The organism is Radiobacillus sp. PE A8.2 (assembly GCF_045635475.1).
GTDB lineage: Bacteria > Bacillota > Bacilli > Bacillales > Amphibacillaceae > JBJGXI01.
This window is the reverse complement of the sequence record NZ_JBJGXI010000001.1, coordinates 14,792-31,712: the sequence shown is the minus strand read 5'-3', so window position 1 is coordinate 31,712 and position 16,921 is coordinate 14,792. Positions and strand designations below refer to the sequence as shown.

General features: G+C 37.5%; 15 protein-coding genes and 2 pseudogenes. 1 reads left to right on the top strand and 16 read right to left on the bottom strand.

The annotated features are described in order from the left end of the window. Nucleotides 1–21: 21 nt before the first annotated feature. From atzD to ACI6MV_RS00065, 14 genes and pseudogenes are all read right to left on the bottom strand, one after another. Entirely contained in the window at nt 22–1,083 is a 1,062-nt protein-coding gene (gene atzD / locus ACI6MV_RS00130; protein ID WP_407267737.1) for a cyanuric acid amidohydrolase, read from the bottom strand. Then, entirely contained in the window at nt 1,080–1,835 is a 756-nt protein-coding gene (locus ACI6MV_RS00125; protein ID WP_407267736.1) for an ABC transporter permease, read from the bottom strand. The genes atzD and ACI6MV_RS00125 overlap by 4 nt, the downstream gene beginning before the upstream one ends. Further along, entirely contained in the window at nt 1,832–2,653 is an 822-nt protein-coding gene (locus ACI6MV_RS00120) for an ABC transporter ATP-binding protein (protein ID WP_407267735.1), read from the bottom strand. The genes ACI6MV_RS00125 and ACI6MV_RS00120 overlap by 4 nt, the downstream gene beginning before the upstream one ends. A gap of 114 nt (nt 2,654–2,767) precedes the next feature. Further along, nucleotides 2,768–3,772: an ABC transporter substrate-binding protein gene (locus ACI6MV_RS00115; protein ID WP_407267734.1), complete on the bottom strand. Its 1,005-nt coding sequence runs from the start codon at nt 3,770–3,772 to the stop codon at nt 2,768–2,770. 122 nt (nt 3,773–3,894) lie between these two features. Beyond that, nucleotides 3,895–4,602 carry a biuret amidohydrolase gene (gene biuH / locus ACI6MV_RS00110; RefSeq protein ID WP_407267733.1) on the bottom strand — a complete coding sequence of 236 codons (708 nt, stop codon included), beginning with the start codon at nt 4,600–4,602 and terminating at the stop codon, nt 3,895–3,897. A gap of 635 nt (nt 4,603–5,237) precedes the next feature. Continuing rightward, on the bottom strand, nt 5,238–5,735 hold the full coding sequence (locus tag ACI6MV_RS00105) for an aspartate/glutamate racemase family protein (protein WP_407267732.1): 498 nt from the start codon (nt 5,733–5,735) through the stop codon (nt 5,238–5,240). Beyond that, entirely contained in the window at nt 5,719–5,895 is a 177-nt protein-coding gene (locus ACI6MV_RS00100) for a hypothetical protein (protein ID WP_407267731.1), read from the bottom strand. Before ACI6MV_RS00100 ends, ACI6MV_RS00105 begins: the two co-directional genes overlap by 17 nt. 1,503 nt (nt 5,896–7,398) lie before the next feature. Continuing rightward, complete coding sequence (locus ACI6MV_RS00095) at nt 7,399–9,366, bottom strand: immunoglobulin-like domain-containing protein (protein WP_407267730.1); 1,968 nt, start codon at nt 9,364–9,366, stop codon at nt 7,399–7,401. Between the two features lie 183 nt (nt 9,367–9,549). Next, nucleotides 9,550–10,572: pseudogene (gene glmM, locus ACI6MV_RS00090) on the bottom strand (phosphoglucosamine mutase); the annotation flags it as partial. A gap of 155 nt (nt 10,573–10,727) precedes the next feature. Continuing rightward, on the bottom strand, nt 10,728–11,840 hold the full coding sequence (locus ACI6MV_RS00085) for an RNA-guided endonuclease TnpB family protein (RefSeq protein ID WP_407267729.1): 1,113 nt from the start codon (nt 11,838–11,840) through the stop codon (nt 10,728–10,730). 11 nt (nt 11,841–11,851) lie between these two features. Beyond that, complete coding sequence (gene tnpA / locus ACI6MV_RS00080; protein WP_407267728.1) at nt 11,852–12,250, bottom strand: IS200/IS605 family transposase; 399 nt, start codon at nt 12,248–12,250, stop codon at nt 11,852–11,854. 261 nt (nt 12,251–12,511) lie between these two features. Continuing rightward, nucleotides 12,512–12,667 (bottom strand): hypothetical protein, encoded by a 156-nt coding sequence (locus ACI6MV_RS00075; protein ID WP_407267727.1) that lies wholly within the window; start codon nt 12,665–12,667, stop codon nt 12,512–12,514. Between the two features lie 204 nt (nt 12,668–12,871). After that, nucleotides 12,872–13,525, bottom strand: a pseudogene (locus tag ACI6MV_RS00070) (GlgC family sugar phosphate nucleotidyltransferase); the annotation flags it as partial. Then, entirely contained in the window at nt 13,512–14,405 is an 894-nt protein-coding gene (locus tag ACI6MV_RS00065) for an LCP family glycopolymer transferase (protein WP_407267726.1), read from the bottom strand. The pseudogene ACI6MV_RS00070 and the gene ACI6MV_RS00065, both read right to left, overlap by 14 nt. Nucleotides 14,406–14,673: 268 nt before the next feature. Here ACI6MV_RS00065 and ACI6MV_RS00060 point away from each other — a divergent pair, with 268 nt between their 5' ends. Beyond that, nucleotides 14,674–15,207 (top strand): hypothetical protein, encoded by a 534-nt coding sequence (locus tag ACI6MV_RS00060; protein ID WP_407267725.1) that lies wholly within the window; start codon nt 14,674–14,676, stop codon nt 15,205–15,207. Nucleotides 15,208–15,584: 377 nt separating this feature from the next. On the opposite strand, the gene ACI6MV_RS00055 is transcribed toward ACI6MV_RS00060, so the two are convergent. Then, nucleotides 15,585–15,788: a hypothetical protein gene (locus ACI6MV_RS00055; RefSeq protein WP_407267724.1), complete on the bottom strand. Its 204-nt coding sequence runs from the start codon at nt 15,786–15,788 to the stop codon at nt 15,585–15,587. Further along, nucleotides 15,769–16,779: a hypothetical protein gene (locus tag ACI6MV_RS00050; protein WP_407267723.1), complete on the bottom strand. Its 1,011-nt coding sequence runs from the start codon at nt 16,777–16,779 to the stop codon at nt 15,769–15,771. The genes ACI6MV_RS00055 and ACI6MV_RS00050 overlap by 20 nt, the downstream gene beginning before the upstream one ends. Nucleotides 16,780–16,921: the final 142 nt, after the last annotated feature.

Here is a 16,921-nt window from a genome sequence, read left to right as displayed (position 1 = left end):
ATACAGCCAAAAATCAGCATTCTATTTATTTTGTTGAAAAATCACTGCTACAGGACCACCACCAGAAGGACCTTGATGCTCTGCCCCTCCTGACACATAGATCATTGGGTCTCCACTGATCGAAGCTAACACTCCGCCAACAACTGCACGGGCATGTCTTGTATGGTTAATATCAGAATCATTTAGCATCGTATGTCTCCGTTCGCGAACAAAACCTGTCGGATCCGCCTCCGCTTTTGCTAATACTTGTATAATACTTGCATTTGGATACTTGTCGATCATGCTTTTCACAACCACCCCATCAATCGCATCTTGCATAACAACATGATCAATAAATAAGGGTCCTACTGCGCTTTTTGAATTACCAAAAACAATTACTTCACAATAATCTAGTTCACTTCCTGCTGAAGTAGATGCCACTCCGCTAAATTTCTCCCAGGAATGGCAGATGTCTGACTCATCTAAGTTTTCACGTGATGTTTCTTCAAGCGCAACTGCTACCCCTAACGCTGAAGCACCGCGCGAGTAGCCCATCGACTTATACGTATCCTCTGTAACTAACGCATGACCTTCACTTCTTGCACGATAAATCAAATCAGATGTTAACAGCGGACATTTGACTTGTACGAAATGAACGTCTGATTTACTTTCAATTTTCGCTTCCTGCATTGCTGCTTCAACCGCTTTAGCAACAGCATGTACCTGTTCCATTCTCCCAATCTGTTCTGGTAGAAAAGCCGGTGTTTTCGCTACACCAATCGCAAGTGCTTTTTCAAGGTTGGCTGTACCACTCGTTTCGTCATCATCTCTACTTACAACTGTAAAGTGTGGACTAAGAATTCCTTCTGTCCCACCAGACATAACATACGATATAGGTGAAGCAGGACTGTAATTGGCAAAAAAACTATCCAGTGACCGTGTCGCAAATCCTCGTGTAAAATCATTCACACAGCCATTGCCTTCCGTTTTTCCCATTACCGCTATTACCTTCGTCGGATCTATTACTCCCGCTTCTATTTGGGCCTTTAGTTCACGTACATCATCTGGTGCTGCATGTGGAACCCGAACAACGGAACACTTCATACTTCATCCACCCTTTGCCAAAAGATTAATCTTCTTTCCATCCAGCTAACTGTCCAAAATAACATCAGTCCACATAACGCAGAAGCAAAAATAGCGGAGAACATTACTGGTGTATCCATATGATAGGAAGAAACGAGCACTACATATCCTAGACCTTTATTTGCACCGACGAATTCGCCAACAATTGCACCTACAATCGCAAGTGAGCTTGAAATTTTCAATGCCGACATAACATATGGCAAGCTTGTCGGAAGACGTAGTTTCCAAAAGATCTCCCACTTTGTGCCTTTATATGTTGTGAAAAGTTCCCAAGCTTCATGTTCAATTGCCTTAAGGCCTTTTACACTATTAACTAAAATCGGAAAGAAGCAAATCAATACAGATGCAACAATCTTTGAAGAATATCCCGTCCCTAACCAAACAACTAGCAGAGGCGCTAACGCCACAAGCGGTGTTGTTTTTAATGCAATTGCCAAAGGATACATCCCTTTTTCGATCGGCTTCGAATGGACAAAAATTACCGCCGTAGCGAATCCCAAAATATTTGCAATGATAAAACCAACAATGGACTCATAAAGTGTCACCATCATATGACCTAATAACGAACTATCGATGGTAGCAATCACTGATGTTGGTGCCGGCAATAAATAAACTGGAACAGAAAAGATTCGAACAACCAATTCCCAGAGGATAAATATTCCAACAGCAAAAATAATCGGATACATACTATCTTTGAGTACCATTTTGTTCATTGTTGTTTCACCTTCTTTCTTAACGTTTTCACTGTCTTATAAAAGCCCGGTTGTTCTTCCATATCAATGTTTCTTGGATGTGATAATGGCACGGTTACAATCTCATCTACTGCAGCAGGTCGTGGTGTCATCATCGCGATTCTGTCAGACAATAAAACCGATTCTTGTATCGAATGTGTCACCATCACCACTGTTTTTAAATTATTATCCGGGCTTTTCCATAGCCGAAGTAATTCCATATTAAGCTTTTCTCTTGTAAATTCATCCAACGCTCCAAACGGTTCATCCATTAATAGAATGGTAGGTTCAGCTGCTAAGGCACGAGCAATCGCAATCCTTTGTTGCATTCCACCACTCAATTGGTGGGGGAAATGATCTTTAAAATCATATAACCCTACTAACTCTAATGCATGATTCGCTTTTTCACGTCGTTGCTTTTTATTAAATTTCTTTTCTGGACCAAGGTTAAGAGGCACCTCAATATTTTGCAAAGCAGTTAACCATGGCATTAACACTGGCTTCTGAAAAATCATACCGATTGATTCTTTCGTTGCATCATAGGACACGACGCCGTCACCGTCAGGCTTTAGTAAACCGAGCATCAGCCTCAATGTTGTAGATTTGCCACAACCGCTTGGTCCTAGAATCGATAAAAATTCACCTTTATAAATGTCCAATGAAACATCATCTAACACTTTAACGTCGTCAAAGGAAAGTGAGCAGTTTTTCAGAGAAACCGCAACCTCATGATCTACTTGCTGGCTATCCGGATCATGAAAAGAACCAATCTCAATCGTGCTTTGAGCTTGCTGTATCATGTGAACAACTCCTATGATAATAATCAAAAATGCACCAACGGGGGATTGCCCCCACTGATGTGTTACACCCTAGTCAAGACTAGTCTTTACCTATCGAAACATCATTGATGTCTATTATTCAGCGATAAAATCGTTCGTAAATACATCACTTAAATCTTGTTTTTCTGTTAGAAATTCTAGTTGTAGTAAGTTATCTTGCAGACTTGCCCACTCACTTTCATCCATATTCCCTAGTGGCGTACTTTCTGGACGAAGTAATGGAACACTTGCATTCATCATCGCAATCTCGTGATCTAGACTTAAATCTTCTCCATAATCAAGTCCGAATTCCGCCGCTTCTTCTGGATTATCTAGTGCATATTGCCAACCCTTCATAGATGCTTGCACAAAGCTTTCTACTAATTCAGGATCATTTTCTATTAATTCATCTTTAGCAAATATCGTATCTGCATAAAAGTTAATGTCATAGTCACTCGGGCTAATCACATTTACTTCATAACCTTGCTCCTGCGCTGAAATAACTTCGTTGATCACATAACCAGGCCATGCCTTCACTTGACCACTTAACAATGGGCTAAGATCGTATTTAACTGGCATTTCAGTAATTTCAGAACCGTCCACCCCTGCATTTTCAACCATCGCACGGTATGTAAGCTCTTCATTACCACCTAACTTAACACCAACTGTTTCCCCAACCAGGTCTTCAATACTTTCCACTCCAGAATCTTTCAAACTAAATAGCGCAAACGGTGAATCACGGTAAATGACAGATAAAGCTTTTACCGGAACTCCTTTTTCCCGAGCTAGTAAGATCTGGTCTGCTCCCGTTACACCAAAGTGTTCATCTCCAGACGCAACCATTTGTACAGATGGGAAATCCGCTCCCCCTGGTCTAATCTCAACATCAAGTCCCGCTTCCTCATAAAACCCTTTTTCCTTTGCAGCATAGAAACCAGCAAATTGCGCTTGGTGAATCCACTTCAGTCTTAACACCACTTTCTCTAATTCTTCTTCCTCACCCGTACCATCTGTTGTTTGTGAATTAGCAGTACCGTTACAAGCAGCCAAGAACATGATCACAGTTACCATTAAAAATACGGAAAGCTTTTTGATTAACATAAAATATCCCCTTTTTATCTTTATTTCATTCAAATTCTGGTTGTGTGCCTTAGAAACAACTAGCAGTTGGACAAACTATCTCCAAACTATAATTTCTTGCAAAAGACTGTATATGAAAATGATCAAATTGACTCGGTTACTAGATTTATAGATGGATTCAAAGCCTTTAATACTGACTCCGAATTAGAAATACTTCCAAAAACGCCACCTTGCATTTTGACCATGTGTAGTGCCGCTAAATGATTATTATCATCTGTAGCACCCGTACAATCTTCAAGGATTAAACATTCATAGCCGCGGTCGTTCGCCTCACGCATCGTCGTATGAACACAAACATCCGTAGTAATACCTGTCAGAATAAGATTCGTAATACCTTTATTCTTTAAAATCAAATCAAGGTCCGTCGCGTAAAAGCTACCCTTCCCCGGTTTATCAATAATTATTTCACCTTCCTCAGGCTTTAACTCATCGATGATATCCCAACCAGGCTCTCCACGAACTAAGATTCTTCCAGCCGGACCTTCTGAGCCAATTTCAGCACCAATTTGCTTGCTTCTCCACCGTTTATTTTCTGGTAAATCAGATAGATCAGGGCGATGTCCTTCTCGCGTATGAATAATTGTAAAATCTTCTATTAGTCTAGCTTTCTCCAGAAGTTTTTTTATAGGCTTGATTGCTTTTGCGGTTAACGAGATGTCATAACCCATCTGTTCGACATAGCCACCTTTCCCACAAAAATCAACCTGCATATCAATAATTACTAATGCGGTTTTCTTTGGATCTAGCTCACCGTTAAATGGCCAATTGTACGGGGACGCATCTACTTGCATCAAAATTACTCCTTTCAAAAGTTACTAACTTTTTCCGTGTGTTAGGTTTAGTAACATCTAATGTAATTATATTTAACTTGTTTCTCATTATAAACCATTTATCAATCTATGTCTTTATGAATATTCACAATATTTGTTCTACTTGGTTTGTTAATTATCACAAATGAAGGTAGTAAGGTTTATGTAAGTTCACATACAAGAGCTGAAAAGTTAACTTCAGTACTGCTTGCAGATCTTTATGATTGGACTATTACATCATAGTTTTGGAGTACCAATTAAATCGTGGGGATAATAGAAAATCTAATTACTATCCGATTGGAACGGAGTCTGATAATTCTAATTAGATACAATTCCGGAAATGACTATCTTTTCTTGAAACTTCTACACTAAATGAGGGCAGACTCTTTCAGTACCAACTAGCCATGAGGTACATGATCCTGGAGCAGAAGTTTACCGCCGGCTTCCTTCAGCCATGAAGGTCGCCCTCCATAACCTTGCCATAAGCTACAGCTACTACTGCCTTCACTGTTCGGGACTTTCACCCAAAAGCCTGCACCCATGCCGGGCACACCAAAAGATAAAGACGCACCATATCGGTACGCCTTAAATATTTTTCACGTATTTGATTTCAAAAATTACCTATCATGTAAAACTTGCTGTAATCCCATCACTCCTGATCTTGGACTAGTAAGAACTGGCTTTTTTATATGATTTAGATATGGTAATAAAACAATCATACTTCCCTGTGCGAGTACTATAACGTCACTTTCGTGTTCAACCTTCTCTATTTCACTTAGAACCATCTGATTGTGCTTTTCTTTATCTCCTTCCTTCATCAAAACATTTAATGCACCTTCTACTAAGCATTGATTTATTTCAATTTTTTTATTTAATTTCTCAGCTGTTCTTTCTATTAACCTCACACTGGGTGCCATAGTTGATTCTACTGTTGCAATAACTGAAACCTTTCCACCAATTTTCACAGCTTCCTCAGCCATGGCTTCATCTACTTTTACATAAGGAATGCTTATCATGTTTCTTGCTATATCAACGGCTTCTCCTACAGAAGAGCACTGGTTCAAAATGGCATCGGCACCTTGGAACATGGGGTCAGGTTTATCGTTCCAACTCATGTTTTATTTTCATAGACCGGAACAGTAAACCTGACCCGCTGTTCCAAATAGTCTCGATCTGGAGATGGATTTTGTTGCAATCTTGATCGGGAATAGCAAAACCAAAGCTGGACGGAGCGCTACCGCCACCTTGAACGATATTAATTTTTTTGTTTGTCATTGTAAAGTCTCCAGTTAGTGGGAGCGTTCGTATCGTTCCACCCTCATGATAAGCAACATGAGCTAGGAAACTCCCTTTTTTCACGTTCCAACTTGGGAAATGTGTCAAAGTGGAAATATATATCATTTTCTCTTTTTGTCACTTTTTTAAGCAAAATAGTTGTGTTACTTTCTTCTGCAACTACTTTATTTATGATTTCCTCTTCCTGCTCCATTTCATTGATCCTCTCAGGCTGAATAAAAAATTAAATTCTATTGTTGCTTGTTCCGTTAACGTATAACCATTTCGTTCTGTTACTTTTTTAAAGATCGCACTATTCGAATAATTCGTTTGATAAAATTTGAAACAAATCGCCATTATTAATCCAATAATTAATTCAGGTATAAAAATATTAGTCCATGTTTTGTTTCACCTCGAATAATTAGAAATACTAATGTGAAAAACAGAATTGCAGTGGCCACCAAAAGAAGATGATTGTGACTGTCATGAACTAATGCTTCTTTCATCATACAGAATTAATTTATTGTGAATTAAATAATATCTCTGATATCCCACTCCTCCCACCTAGTGCTCCCATCCGAACTGTTTCAATCGGAAAAGACAATGACCAGATTCTCTTTCCAATTTATATTATCTCTAAATTAATAGATCCACTTATGGTCCATGAGGTCAGGTCTCTTATTTTAACCTTCTCTCGCAAATAAGGTTCTAAACCATCATATGAACAATTACTCATATGATGGTTAGAACCTCTCCATTCAGAAAAACCACTAAAGAAATGCCAATCCTCAATCTAGAACATGGACAGCAAACCCTATGCCCCTTACATTACCCATGATATGCCATGCTTCAGGACCTGACTGGCACCTACGCTAATGCTTAATACTATTTTTTGCAATAAGTTTATCTAAATAATATACATTTCCCAACCTATTAGGTGTAAAATCAGAAGCAAATCCTTTAATAAACCAAGGTTTAACATTAAAATAAACATCGGTACTAAAGTCGCATGAATTGGGATCAACATACCAAATACTTTGCATGGTATGCTCTAGACCACATAAATCATTCATGCCTTTGCGTATAGTTGATTGATTAATTTTTTGATAATTAATAGAAAAAATAACTCATCTTCGAATAGTATTCAGCACTATACCAAGATGAGTTTCTTAAGCTTTCCTCTCCTTAATTAAATATCTTTAAAGAATGGTAACATCCGTTCCATTTCTTCTTTTTTACTCCTATGCTTATCATCCTGAAGTACTGAATAAGGCCGGTCACTAGGGATATAAAAAACTTATTCTGATTAACTTCATTGGAAAGATTTCCTTCATATAAACAAATGGCATAATCATCTTCCTCTTTATAAAGCTAGATAAGTATATTCCAAGCACACCGGAAAAATGGCAAATACCGGGACGTGATAGTAGTCTGCACCCCCCACCTACATGCAATATAAAAACCAGACCTAATCCACCATTGGATTTGGTCTGGCCATACTAATTAATTTATACTCTTTCTTCTCCTAACCAACAACGTCATAAATCCGATTAAACCAAACAGAGCACCTGCGAATAACAGGTTATATTGGTTTGCTGCTGTGTTAGGTAAAACAACTCCATCAGCTATAGCTTCAACGATGACTATACGGGTTAATTCAGCTTTGTTACTCGCTTGATCATAAACCGTATACGTCACGGTGTATTCACCAGGTGTATTCGTGTCAACATCACTGGTTACAACAACTTTGTCAGCAACATCTCCATCCACATCATCCACAGCTGTATAGCCTGGTTCTTCATACTTACTTCCTACTTTGATCGTAAGCGGGTTATCTCCATGTAAAGTTATAACTGGTGCCGCCGCGTCTACAACTTGCACAGTTCTTGTCACTGCTGTTTGGTTACCTGCAGCATCGGAAACAGTGTAAGTTAACGTATAAGTTCCCGGTACATTGTTATCGACTGTTCCTGTTTCTACTACGAGATCAGCAACATCTCCATCCACATCATCCACAGCTGTATAGCCTGGTTCTTCATACTTACTTCCTACTTTAATCGTAAGCGGGTTATCTCCATGTAAAGTAATAACTGGTGCCGCCGCGTCTACAACTTGCACAGTTCTTGTCACTGCTGTTTGGTTACCTGCAGCATCGGAAACAGTGTAAGTTAACGTATAAGTTCCCGGTACATTGTTATCGACTGTTCCTGTTACGACTACTTCATCCGTTAAATCTGTGGAGGAGTTGTCAGAAGCGCTGTAACCTGGCTCCTCGTAGAGTGTTCCGAATGCTAGTGTTAAAGGATTTTCTCCATTTAAAGTGATAACTGGGTTTTCATCATCCTCTACAAGCTGATTAGCTGATAAAGCAAACACCGTTTCAACAGTATTATCAGGTGCAGCTAAAGCACGGACCAACACCTCCTCCATTGGAATGATTCCACGGATAGAGAATTCATACGATTGTCCAATCGTTAATCCTTCCACATCATAACTCGTTACCCCTGAATCCACCGTGTCGATTTCCTCACCATCTTGATAAATCTTATATCCCTCTACAGTGCCAAACACTTCTGGCCAGCTTATACTTACTTTCCCTGCTTTACCAGTTAAAGTAGTTGTCAATTTTGGCAGTGGGACCTGAACGGTTCCTAAAGCATTGCTATTACCAGAGCTTAGGTTTAATGAGAAGCTGTCATTAGCCCAAACAGTATCATTTATGTTTACTAGAATTTGAGAGACTCCTTCTTGAGGGTTTGCAGTATTTTCCCCAAGGCTTTCAAGTAATGGATTAATCGTTTCTTTAAAGCTATTACTAATTCCGTCTAATTTGTCGAAAAAGTCAGATCCAACGTTATAGTAGCCAAAAATTGTAGACGTTGAGTCAGCCATTTTCCATCCTTCGCCTAACGGCTCAGTAGCAAGTTGATCATTCTCTTGTAAATCTCCACTAGTAATTTGAATATTAGGAACATCTACATGATCAAAATCAAAAAATGAAATACTCTGCGTTGGATCTGATTCTTTTACGTAAACATGCGTATAACCGTCAACATTTTCATTATTTTCATCTAACACATTGATGGATACGAGAATACGATTCGGGTCCATTGGATCAATCAACAAACCATTGAATGAAGCATGTTTAGCTATTTTTGTAGGTTTTCCCTCATCTGTTATTAATTGATAATTCGTATTTCCGTTAGTCGACATCGTGTAATCTGGTACCCAATAAACGGTTGAGTCTCCAATTGGAGACTCAATAAATCCTCCTACTGTATCTTGCTCATCCACTTCGACTACATTTTCACTTATTTCCATTAATGTAGTCGCCCCTGAAACCGATTGCAAATAAAAACTTTCACCATCAGATAAACTACCTCTAAATACAACTGTAGAACAGCCTGATACAAAAGTAACAAGTGCAATCACAATTAGAGAAAATATTTTCCCTTTCCCTCTCACAGTCATCCCTACTCTATTCAATTTTTAGAAAACTATAAATCTTCCAATGTTAATATATATCTACTTCATGAACATTGTCTATACTACTTTAGGTTTATTTTTTTGGAACGGAGGGGAACGCGGGGTCAGGTTTGTCGTCCCCCTAATGTTTTACTCTCCTAGACCGGAACAGTAAACCTGACCCGCTGATCCACTGGAAGTCGTAATATGGTCAAGGAAAATCAGATGCCCGGATTGTTCGCCGCCAAGATTATAGCCATTGTTACGCATCTCTTCCATCACATAGCGGTCACCAACTGCTGTTTTTGCACTCTGAATCCCTTCTGCTTCAAGAGATTTATAGAAACCTAGATTACTCATTATCGTAGAAACAACGGTATCATTGTTCAAAGAACCTTGTTGTTTCATGTATTTAGCACAAATGTACATGATTTTGTCTCCATCAACGATCTCACCCTGCTGGTCAACAGCGATCAAGCGGTCACCATCTCCGTCAAACGCTAATCCAAGATCGGCACCTTGAGCAACGACAAATGCTGCTAGCTCTTCTGGATGAGTTGATCCTACTTTATCATTTATGTTGTATCCGTCTGGTTCATTGCCCATCAAGGATACAGTCGCCCCCAAATCTGTAAACAGCTGTGGTGCTAGCGGAGACGTAGCTCCATGTGCACAGTCAAGCGCGATATGCAATCCCGAAAAATCTTCTTCAATAGTAGATCTTAAAAATGCTAAATACGTTTCGCTTGCTGCTTCATTATCATGAATCAATCGTAAAGACCGGCCTACTGGGCGTGGTAAAATATCGATATCACCTTCCAGCAATTCTTCAATTTCCTGCTCGACAGCATCCAACAATTTAAACCCATCAGAACCGAAGAACTTGATGCCATTATCTTCAACTGGATTGTGGGAAGCAGAAATCATAACACCTGCTTGTGCATTCAGTTGTTTTGTTAAAAAGGCAACACCTGGCGTTGAGATGACTCCTAATCGGACCACTTCTGCACCGATGGAAGAAAGGCCAGCAATGAGCGCACTTTCTAACATTTGCCCAGATACACGTGTATCTCTGCCAACCAAAACAGTTGGATTTTCTACACCTTTTGATAATACAAAACCACCAAAACGACCAATTTTATAAGCTAATTCTGCCGTAAGTTCACTATTGGCTACACCTCGTATGCCATCTGTTCCAAAAAACTTCTTCATCATATGTCTCTTCCGCTATTCACTTGTGAACTACTCCCACCACTTACCACCCTTACGGGTTGCTTGAAGTGGGGGCTTCTTGGGTAATCGCCACTTTTAGTAGCTGACGAAATTGACCAAGCTAACCCTCTTGTTCCAAAAGTTTTATATTTTTATTAGGCACTTGCTAATAAGCGAATGCCTTCTTTTTTGATATTGAGTGCTGAATTGTAATCTCTATCGAGATCCAGCCCACAAGCACACTGATAGGTACGCTCTGATAGTTTGATTTCTTTTATCGAACCACATTTCGAGCAAGTTTTTGTGGATGGGAACCATTTATCTATTTTGACAAGTTGTTTCCCTTGTTCTTTTAGTTTGTATTGTAAAAAAGAAGTGAACATTCCCCAACCATTATCAGCAACACTTTTTCCAAACTTTAGTGCTTGCGACATACCTTTCATATCTAAATCTTCAATCACAACCGCATCATGGTTCATTACTAATTCTTTTGATTTGTGGTGAAGGAAATTCTTACGTTGATTGGCGACTTTTTCTTGAATTTTCGCCACTCGAATCCGTTGTTTCTTCCAATTGGAAGAACCTTTCTTCTTGCGAGACAATTTACGTTGTTCTTTTGCTAATTTTTCAAGCATTTGTCGATAAAATTTAGGGTAATTGGCTTTCTCACCCTCACTATCGACAAACAATCCATCCATCGCAAAATCTAATCCAACTACTTTTTCGATTTCCTTGCTTTCAATCTCCATCTCGTACTCTGTCAGAATAGAGATATAGTATTTTCCTGATGAACTCATGGATACAGTACAAGCTTTGATTTTGTGTTCTGATGGTATCTCTCTATGTTGTTTGACTTTGACCATTTTTAGCTTAGGTAATTTGATACGACCCTCCAACAACTGAATATTCCCGTTTACAACATTTGTTGTGTAGCTTTGTTTGTGTCGCTTACTTTTGAATTTCGGAAATTTAGCATTGCCTTTGAAAAAGGATTTATACGCTTTATCCAAATTTAATTGTGCGTTCGCTAACGCTAAAGAGTCTACTTCCTTTAGCCATTCAAATTCTTTTTTATATTTAGCAGGAGTAGGATGTTTTACCTTTTTCAAAACTTCTTTATCATCTTTTGGACATTCATACGTTTCTTTTCGTTCTGCTAACATTTTGTTGTAGACAAAACGAACACAACCGAAAGTTTTGCGTATAATCAAAGCCTGTTCATCAGTTGGATACATTCTGAATTTGTACGCTTTATTTTGTTTAGCCATATCAAATCACCTCACTTTATCCCTTGATTTTCAATATATTTTTTCACGACTTCAATAGGTGAACCGCCAGTCGTCAATAAACAAAAACTTCTTGACCAAAACATTTCTTTCCATAACTTTTTACGAACATGGGGGAATTCCTTCTTGATAAGTCTTGAACTGGCACTTTTATAGGCGTTGATGAATTTCGATAATTCACTGTTAGGTTGTGCTTTGAACAAAATATGAACATGGTCAATATCGTGATTCCATTCGACTAATGTGATATTATATTTTTCACTCAATGACAAAAATTTATCTTTCGCATAATCCGAAACCGTATCATCTATTACTTTTCTTCGATATTTAATCACTAACACAAGATGGTAATACATTAAGAATACTGAATGGTTGTTACTATCTAATTTCATTGTTATATCAACCTTTATATTTTATAAGACTGATTATATCATATTGAGGAAAAAGACAAAACAAAAAAGCCTTTGGGCTGTCTCCCAACCGAAATTCATCTCCCCCTTACCGTTGGGCTACGCCCTTCACACGCTTGAAGAGGGAGACTTCTTTCGGAAGTACGTTAAAAAAATTACTGGATCTCGATTTCATATTTGTGTTGAAAATATGTAGTAGGATGAGGAAATGCAATTAGGAAATAAATCAAGGAGTGCAGCTAATTACTTCATGGATACTTCTTTCTGTACGATAATTTTAGGTAATTCTTCTTTTAAAAGCTCAAACACTTCTTCGAATGATGCGCCATTGCACCCTTCATTATGTGCGTTAAAAAGCAACTTTCTTAACTGATCTGCCTCATTGCTCATTTCTTTCATATGCTCTTATCCTCCAATAACTTTTTAAAGCTTTATTTATTTCTGATACCAACTTTAAACATTATACCATATATTTTCCAATTACATTAAGAAATTTACAATATTTTAGTGAAAACAAACGTTTCTTGTCTAATATTCATACTCGTCCTATTTCCATGAACAATATAGGAAGGCATAACTCTCAACTTACGCCTTCCACAATTATTACTTTTTCTTTTTCACAACATACTCTTCCTTATTCACCTGACGCGCCCATGCGATTGACAACGAATCTCCAGGCACATCATCCGTAATCGTTGACCCTGCTGCAACATAGGCGCCCTGTTACAGGAGCAATTAAATTAGCGTTACAACCGACAAAAGCATTGTCTCCAACATTCGTCAGATGCTTGTTTTTACCGTCATAATTAACAGTAATCGATCCACAACCTAAGCTTACATTGTTACCAATTTATACATCCCCGGTATAGCTTCCTTACTCCCTGCACCAAACGTTGCCTTCTTCACTTCAACAAAATTGCCAATTTTCGTGTTATCTCCCAACACAGAGTTTGGTCAGATATGAGCAAATGGTCCGATGTTGACATTGTTTCCAATTTCACTATCATGGACAACAGATTGTTTAACAACAGTACCTCTACCAATCGCGCTATCCTTAATTTCCGCGTTCGGCCCAATCGTACATTCTGCACCAATCTTAACATCATCAAAAATCATGGCCCCTGGATAAATCACAGTATCTTGTCCGATTTCAGCATCTGCAGACACATATGCATGTACAGGGTCAATTAACGTCACGCCATTTCTCATATGCTCCTCATTAATGCGTTTTTTCATGATTTCTTCAGCTTTCGACAATCATGTTATGAACCTTTTCCACTTCTTCCTCTGTGACGTTCATATACCAAATGCCATTAATCATCGTACCTTTTCCTTGTAGTTGGTATGTGGTAAGGTTATTTCTTGTATTCTTATAATTAAACAATAAGTTTTTCATATCTTCAAAGTCCATATTTGTTGCTACATTATTACCTAGAACATCGATTAATTCATGGATCTTTGTAACAGAACTTATATTGGCCCCTTGGTTAATAATTTCTTGAATTACTTTTCGCTGACGCTCTGTTCTACCAAAATCCCCATTAGGATCTTGCTTTCTCATACGAACATATTCCAATGTTTCGGTACCGCTCAAATATACTTCACCAGTATCGAAGTTATTAAACTTAATATCATTGTTAACAGTAATGCCACCTATAGCATCAACCACCTCTGCCAATCCTTCCATATTGACTCTAACAAAATAGTCCAATTGAATATCCAGTAGATGCTCGACTGTTTGAATTGACATGTCAGGTCCACCAAAAGCATACGCATGGTTAATCTTGTCTAGCGTTCCCCTACCAATAATTTCGGTGCGGGTATCCCGTGGAATGCTGATAAGCTTTGCGTTGTCTTCGCTAGGACTTAGAGCAAGTACCATTAGAGCATCTGATCTACCTACATCACCTTTGCGTTCATCTACCCCTAATAACAATATATTAAGTGGTTTTTCTTCTTTTATTTTCTTCTTAACGAAATCATGTTCAATTGTTTGAACAGGTTGATAGATTTTTTCATTAACCGTCTTGGCAGCATTTTGATATATACTTATTGAATATACACCAATAGAAAGCCCCGCAACAAAGATTACAGCCATTAAAACCTGGAATACTTTATTCTTTATAAGCTTCTTCATTTTGTCCTCCATGTAACTTACATATTATTACTCGAAAATCACTAGTTTATTTTAACATAACAACTGGAAAGTGTATTCCTTTTAAATACTAAAATTATCCAATTGTCATATTTTGAAATCTTCGAGAAGTGACTGCAGCACCTAAACCGATAAGTGATTTTGAGCCCAATGTCTACAGAGCCTGGTGCTTCACATAATACTTTTAAATAATCATGCATAGGACAATCCCCTATCTCAATAAGCATCTAAAAAAGGGAGGTAATGTTGCATGGGATCAAGGGAGTATAAACTTAAAGATACTGAAGAAAGACTAAGCGAGCAGGATAAACAGCTATTAGAAGAAGCAATGGAGCGGTTAACTAGGCAATTCAATCTGTCTAATTCAGAAGCAGCATACGCAGGTCGAATCATTTTTCTTCCGCATGATCAGAAAATAGATCCACCATCCAATTTGAGAATTAAGACTTATCCCAAAACAAAAATAGACTATATAGCCAAGCTAAAAGAGAAGGAAATACAAGAATGGATGCGAAACTACCAGGAGGAAAATAAACTTAAGCAAGCATCATTACGTAAAATAACTAATCAATTTAACAGAATAGTAAGGGATGTAAGCGAAGAAGACAAAGCTGTGGAAAATTTTATAAAGTTATTGGAGCATACAACTGAGAGTGTTGTAAACGAAAAACAAGTGTCTGAATATGTTAATAAGATTGTACAGCGATGTGACAAATTAATTGACTGCCTCTTCTTAGAGAATCCAGAAATACTTGATAGCGGTTCTAGGGATGAGGTTTTTTAGTAAACTAAATGTGTTACAAAGTTATAGCGATGATTTAAATAAACAATTTCAAGATTAAGCTCCATTTCATTAAGCCTTAATTAACCGACAATCTATCATTTGTGCCCAAAATGGTAAGACCTTTAGTATTGTATACCTTATCTTCATATCAAATCGAGTACCACCACCTAATCTACCTCATCTTCTTTAATAGAGAATTCAATCTATCTTTTCTCTGCTTTCTTCGTTCAGCAATAATTTTGCTTTGCGAGCGGCTTTCTAGCACTTTAGACTTGGAATTTAAATTAATAACCTTACCTTTCATTTAATAACTCTCCCTTGCTATTTTACTAGCAAGTATTGACAGTTATCAGAATTTATAAACTATATATCTATTTTTATTCTTCGGTAGTAGCTGCTGCTTCTAAAGAAGTGAAATAATCAGAGCCGTATTCATTCGATGTTTTTCTTACTCCTATTTGTACAGCATTAATCCTAGCCCTTCTAGCCTTTCTACGAGTCGAGATTATCTCAGCTTGAGATTTTCGTTTAAGCTCTACACTTGTTCTACCAACATAATTATTATTTGGCTTCATTTCCATGGCTAGATTTACCCCCTTTTATTTTCTTTTTTTCTTGATTATCATCAAGTATCATACACAATCCATAAAGCATCTCGTAAATAACCGTTTGATCTATTATATCATCTGATAGTGATAATAGAAAACCACGCTGGTTAGTAGATTCATGTATTTGTAAGGAAAAGACCCAAGTCTTCTTACTATTCTGCAAGAAAAATTTAAATGAAACTACATGATATCCTGCTCTAGGCTGATTACTCAGAAATACTAGTTGTTTGTTATTCTTAGCTGCATCTACTATAGTTTGGACCCAAGGAGTATGATAAGGTCTATTAAGTTTAATATGAATTGGTGTCTGTCCAGTTGTGCCTTCATCAGCTATACGCCTAAGTTCATTGTCTTCTACTTGGTATATAGTAAATCCAGATATTAATTTTAAGTCAGAATAGTTAAATATACCCGAAGCAATGCGATGCATAACAACATAAATATCCTGTATAAATTCTATTAAGTACATTATAACTGTTTCTGACCATTCTAGTTCATCATCTAGGTTTTCTATTGCATCTGTAAATTCTTCTATTATTTCTTTTTCTTTAGAATTTAGTTTTTGTATTTCTCGCTTATATTCCTCTTTTTCGTAATTGAATTGCTTAATAATTGCCTCTACTACCTTTAACTCATCTGCTTGCTTAGTTACGACGCCGTTCACATACTCTGCTAAACCTGAGTATGAAAATTGTTTATCTAATACTGTTTGATTCAGTAACTCGAACTCATTTGGTCGAAATCTCTTATAAGTAGGTAAATGAAAATGCGGACTATAAATATCAATCATTTTCCATAAATAATGCGGAATTAAGATCACAAATAAAAAAATAAAAACAGTTAATGCAGAAACTATCGTCCATAATAAGTTTAATTTCACAAACCATATTATTACTGCAGTAACCATTCCTCCTATAACCGGTAACCCTGTTAGATTTATATCTTTCATTTTATTTATTTTCATCAAAGAGGGAATCAAATTTTTAAATTCTCTTAAAACAAGAAAAAAGCACTGAAGGATTGTGTTAGGTGTTACATCATTTCTTGAATTTTCTACTCGGAAAATATCTAGAACGTTATCTATTTTAGGCGCAAAATTAAATAAG

Coding starts and splice junctions, on each gene's coding strand:
- ACI6MV_RS00060 (WP_407267725.1), top strand. CDS start 14,674: ATGGGATCAAGGGAGTATAAACTTAAAGATACTGAAGAAAGACTAAGC.
- atzD (WP_407267737.1), bottom strand. CDS start 1,083: ATGAAGTGTTCCGTTGTTCGGGTTCCACATGCAGCACCAGATGATGTA.
- ACI6MV_RS00105 (WP_407267732.1), bottom strand. CDS start 5,735: ATGAGTTGGAACGATAAACCTGACCCCATGTTCCAAGGTGCCGATGCC.
- ACI6MV_RS00095 (WP_407267730.1), bottom strand. CDS start 9,366: ATGACTGTGAGAGGGAAAGGGAAAATATTTTCTCTAATTGTGATTGCA.
- ACI6MV_RS00075 (WP_407267727.1), bottom strand. CDS start 12,667: ATGAAAGAAATGAGCAATGAGGCAGATCAGTTAAGAAAGTTGCTTTTT.
- ACI6MV_RS00050 (WP_407267723.1), bottom strand. CDS start 16,779: ATGAAAATAAATAAAATGAAAGATATAAATCTAACAGGGTTACCGGTT.
- tnpA (WP_407267728.1), bottom strand. CDS start 12,250: ATGAAATTAGATAGTAACAACCATTCAGTATTCTTAATGTATTACCAT.
- ACI6MV_RS00120 (WP_407267735.1), bottom strand. CDS start 2,653: ATGATACAGCAAGCTCAAAGCACGATTGAGATTGGTTCTTTTCATGAT.
- ACI6MV_RS00100 (WP_407267731.1), bottom strand. CDS start 5,895: ATGACAAACAAAAAAATTAATATCGTTCAAGGTGGCGGTAGCGCTCCG.
- biuH (WP_407267733.1), bottom strand. CDS start 4,602: ATGCAAGTAGATGCGTCCCCGTACAATTGGCCATTTAACGGTGAGCTA.
- ACI6MV_RS00065 (WP_407267726.1), bottom strand. CDS start 14,405: ATGAAGAAGCTTATAAAGAATAAAGTATTCCAGGTTTTAATGGCTGTA.
- ACI6MV_RS00115 (WP_407267734.1), bottom strand. CDS start 3,772: ATGTTAATCAAAAAGCTTTCCGTATTTTTAATGGTAACTGTGATCATG.
- ACI6MV_RS00055 (WP_407267724.1), bottom strand. CDS start 15,788: ATGGAAATGAAGCCAAATAATAATTATGTTGGTAGAACAAGTGTAGAG.
- ACI6MV_RS00125 (WP_407267736.1), bottom strand. CDS start 1,835: ATGAACAAAATGGTACTCAAAGATAGTATGTATCCGATTATTTTTGCT.
- ACI6MV_RS00085 (WP_407267729.1), bottom strand. CDS start 11,840: ATGGCTAAACAAAATAAAGCGTACAAATTCAGAATGTATCCAACTGAT.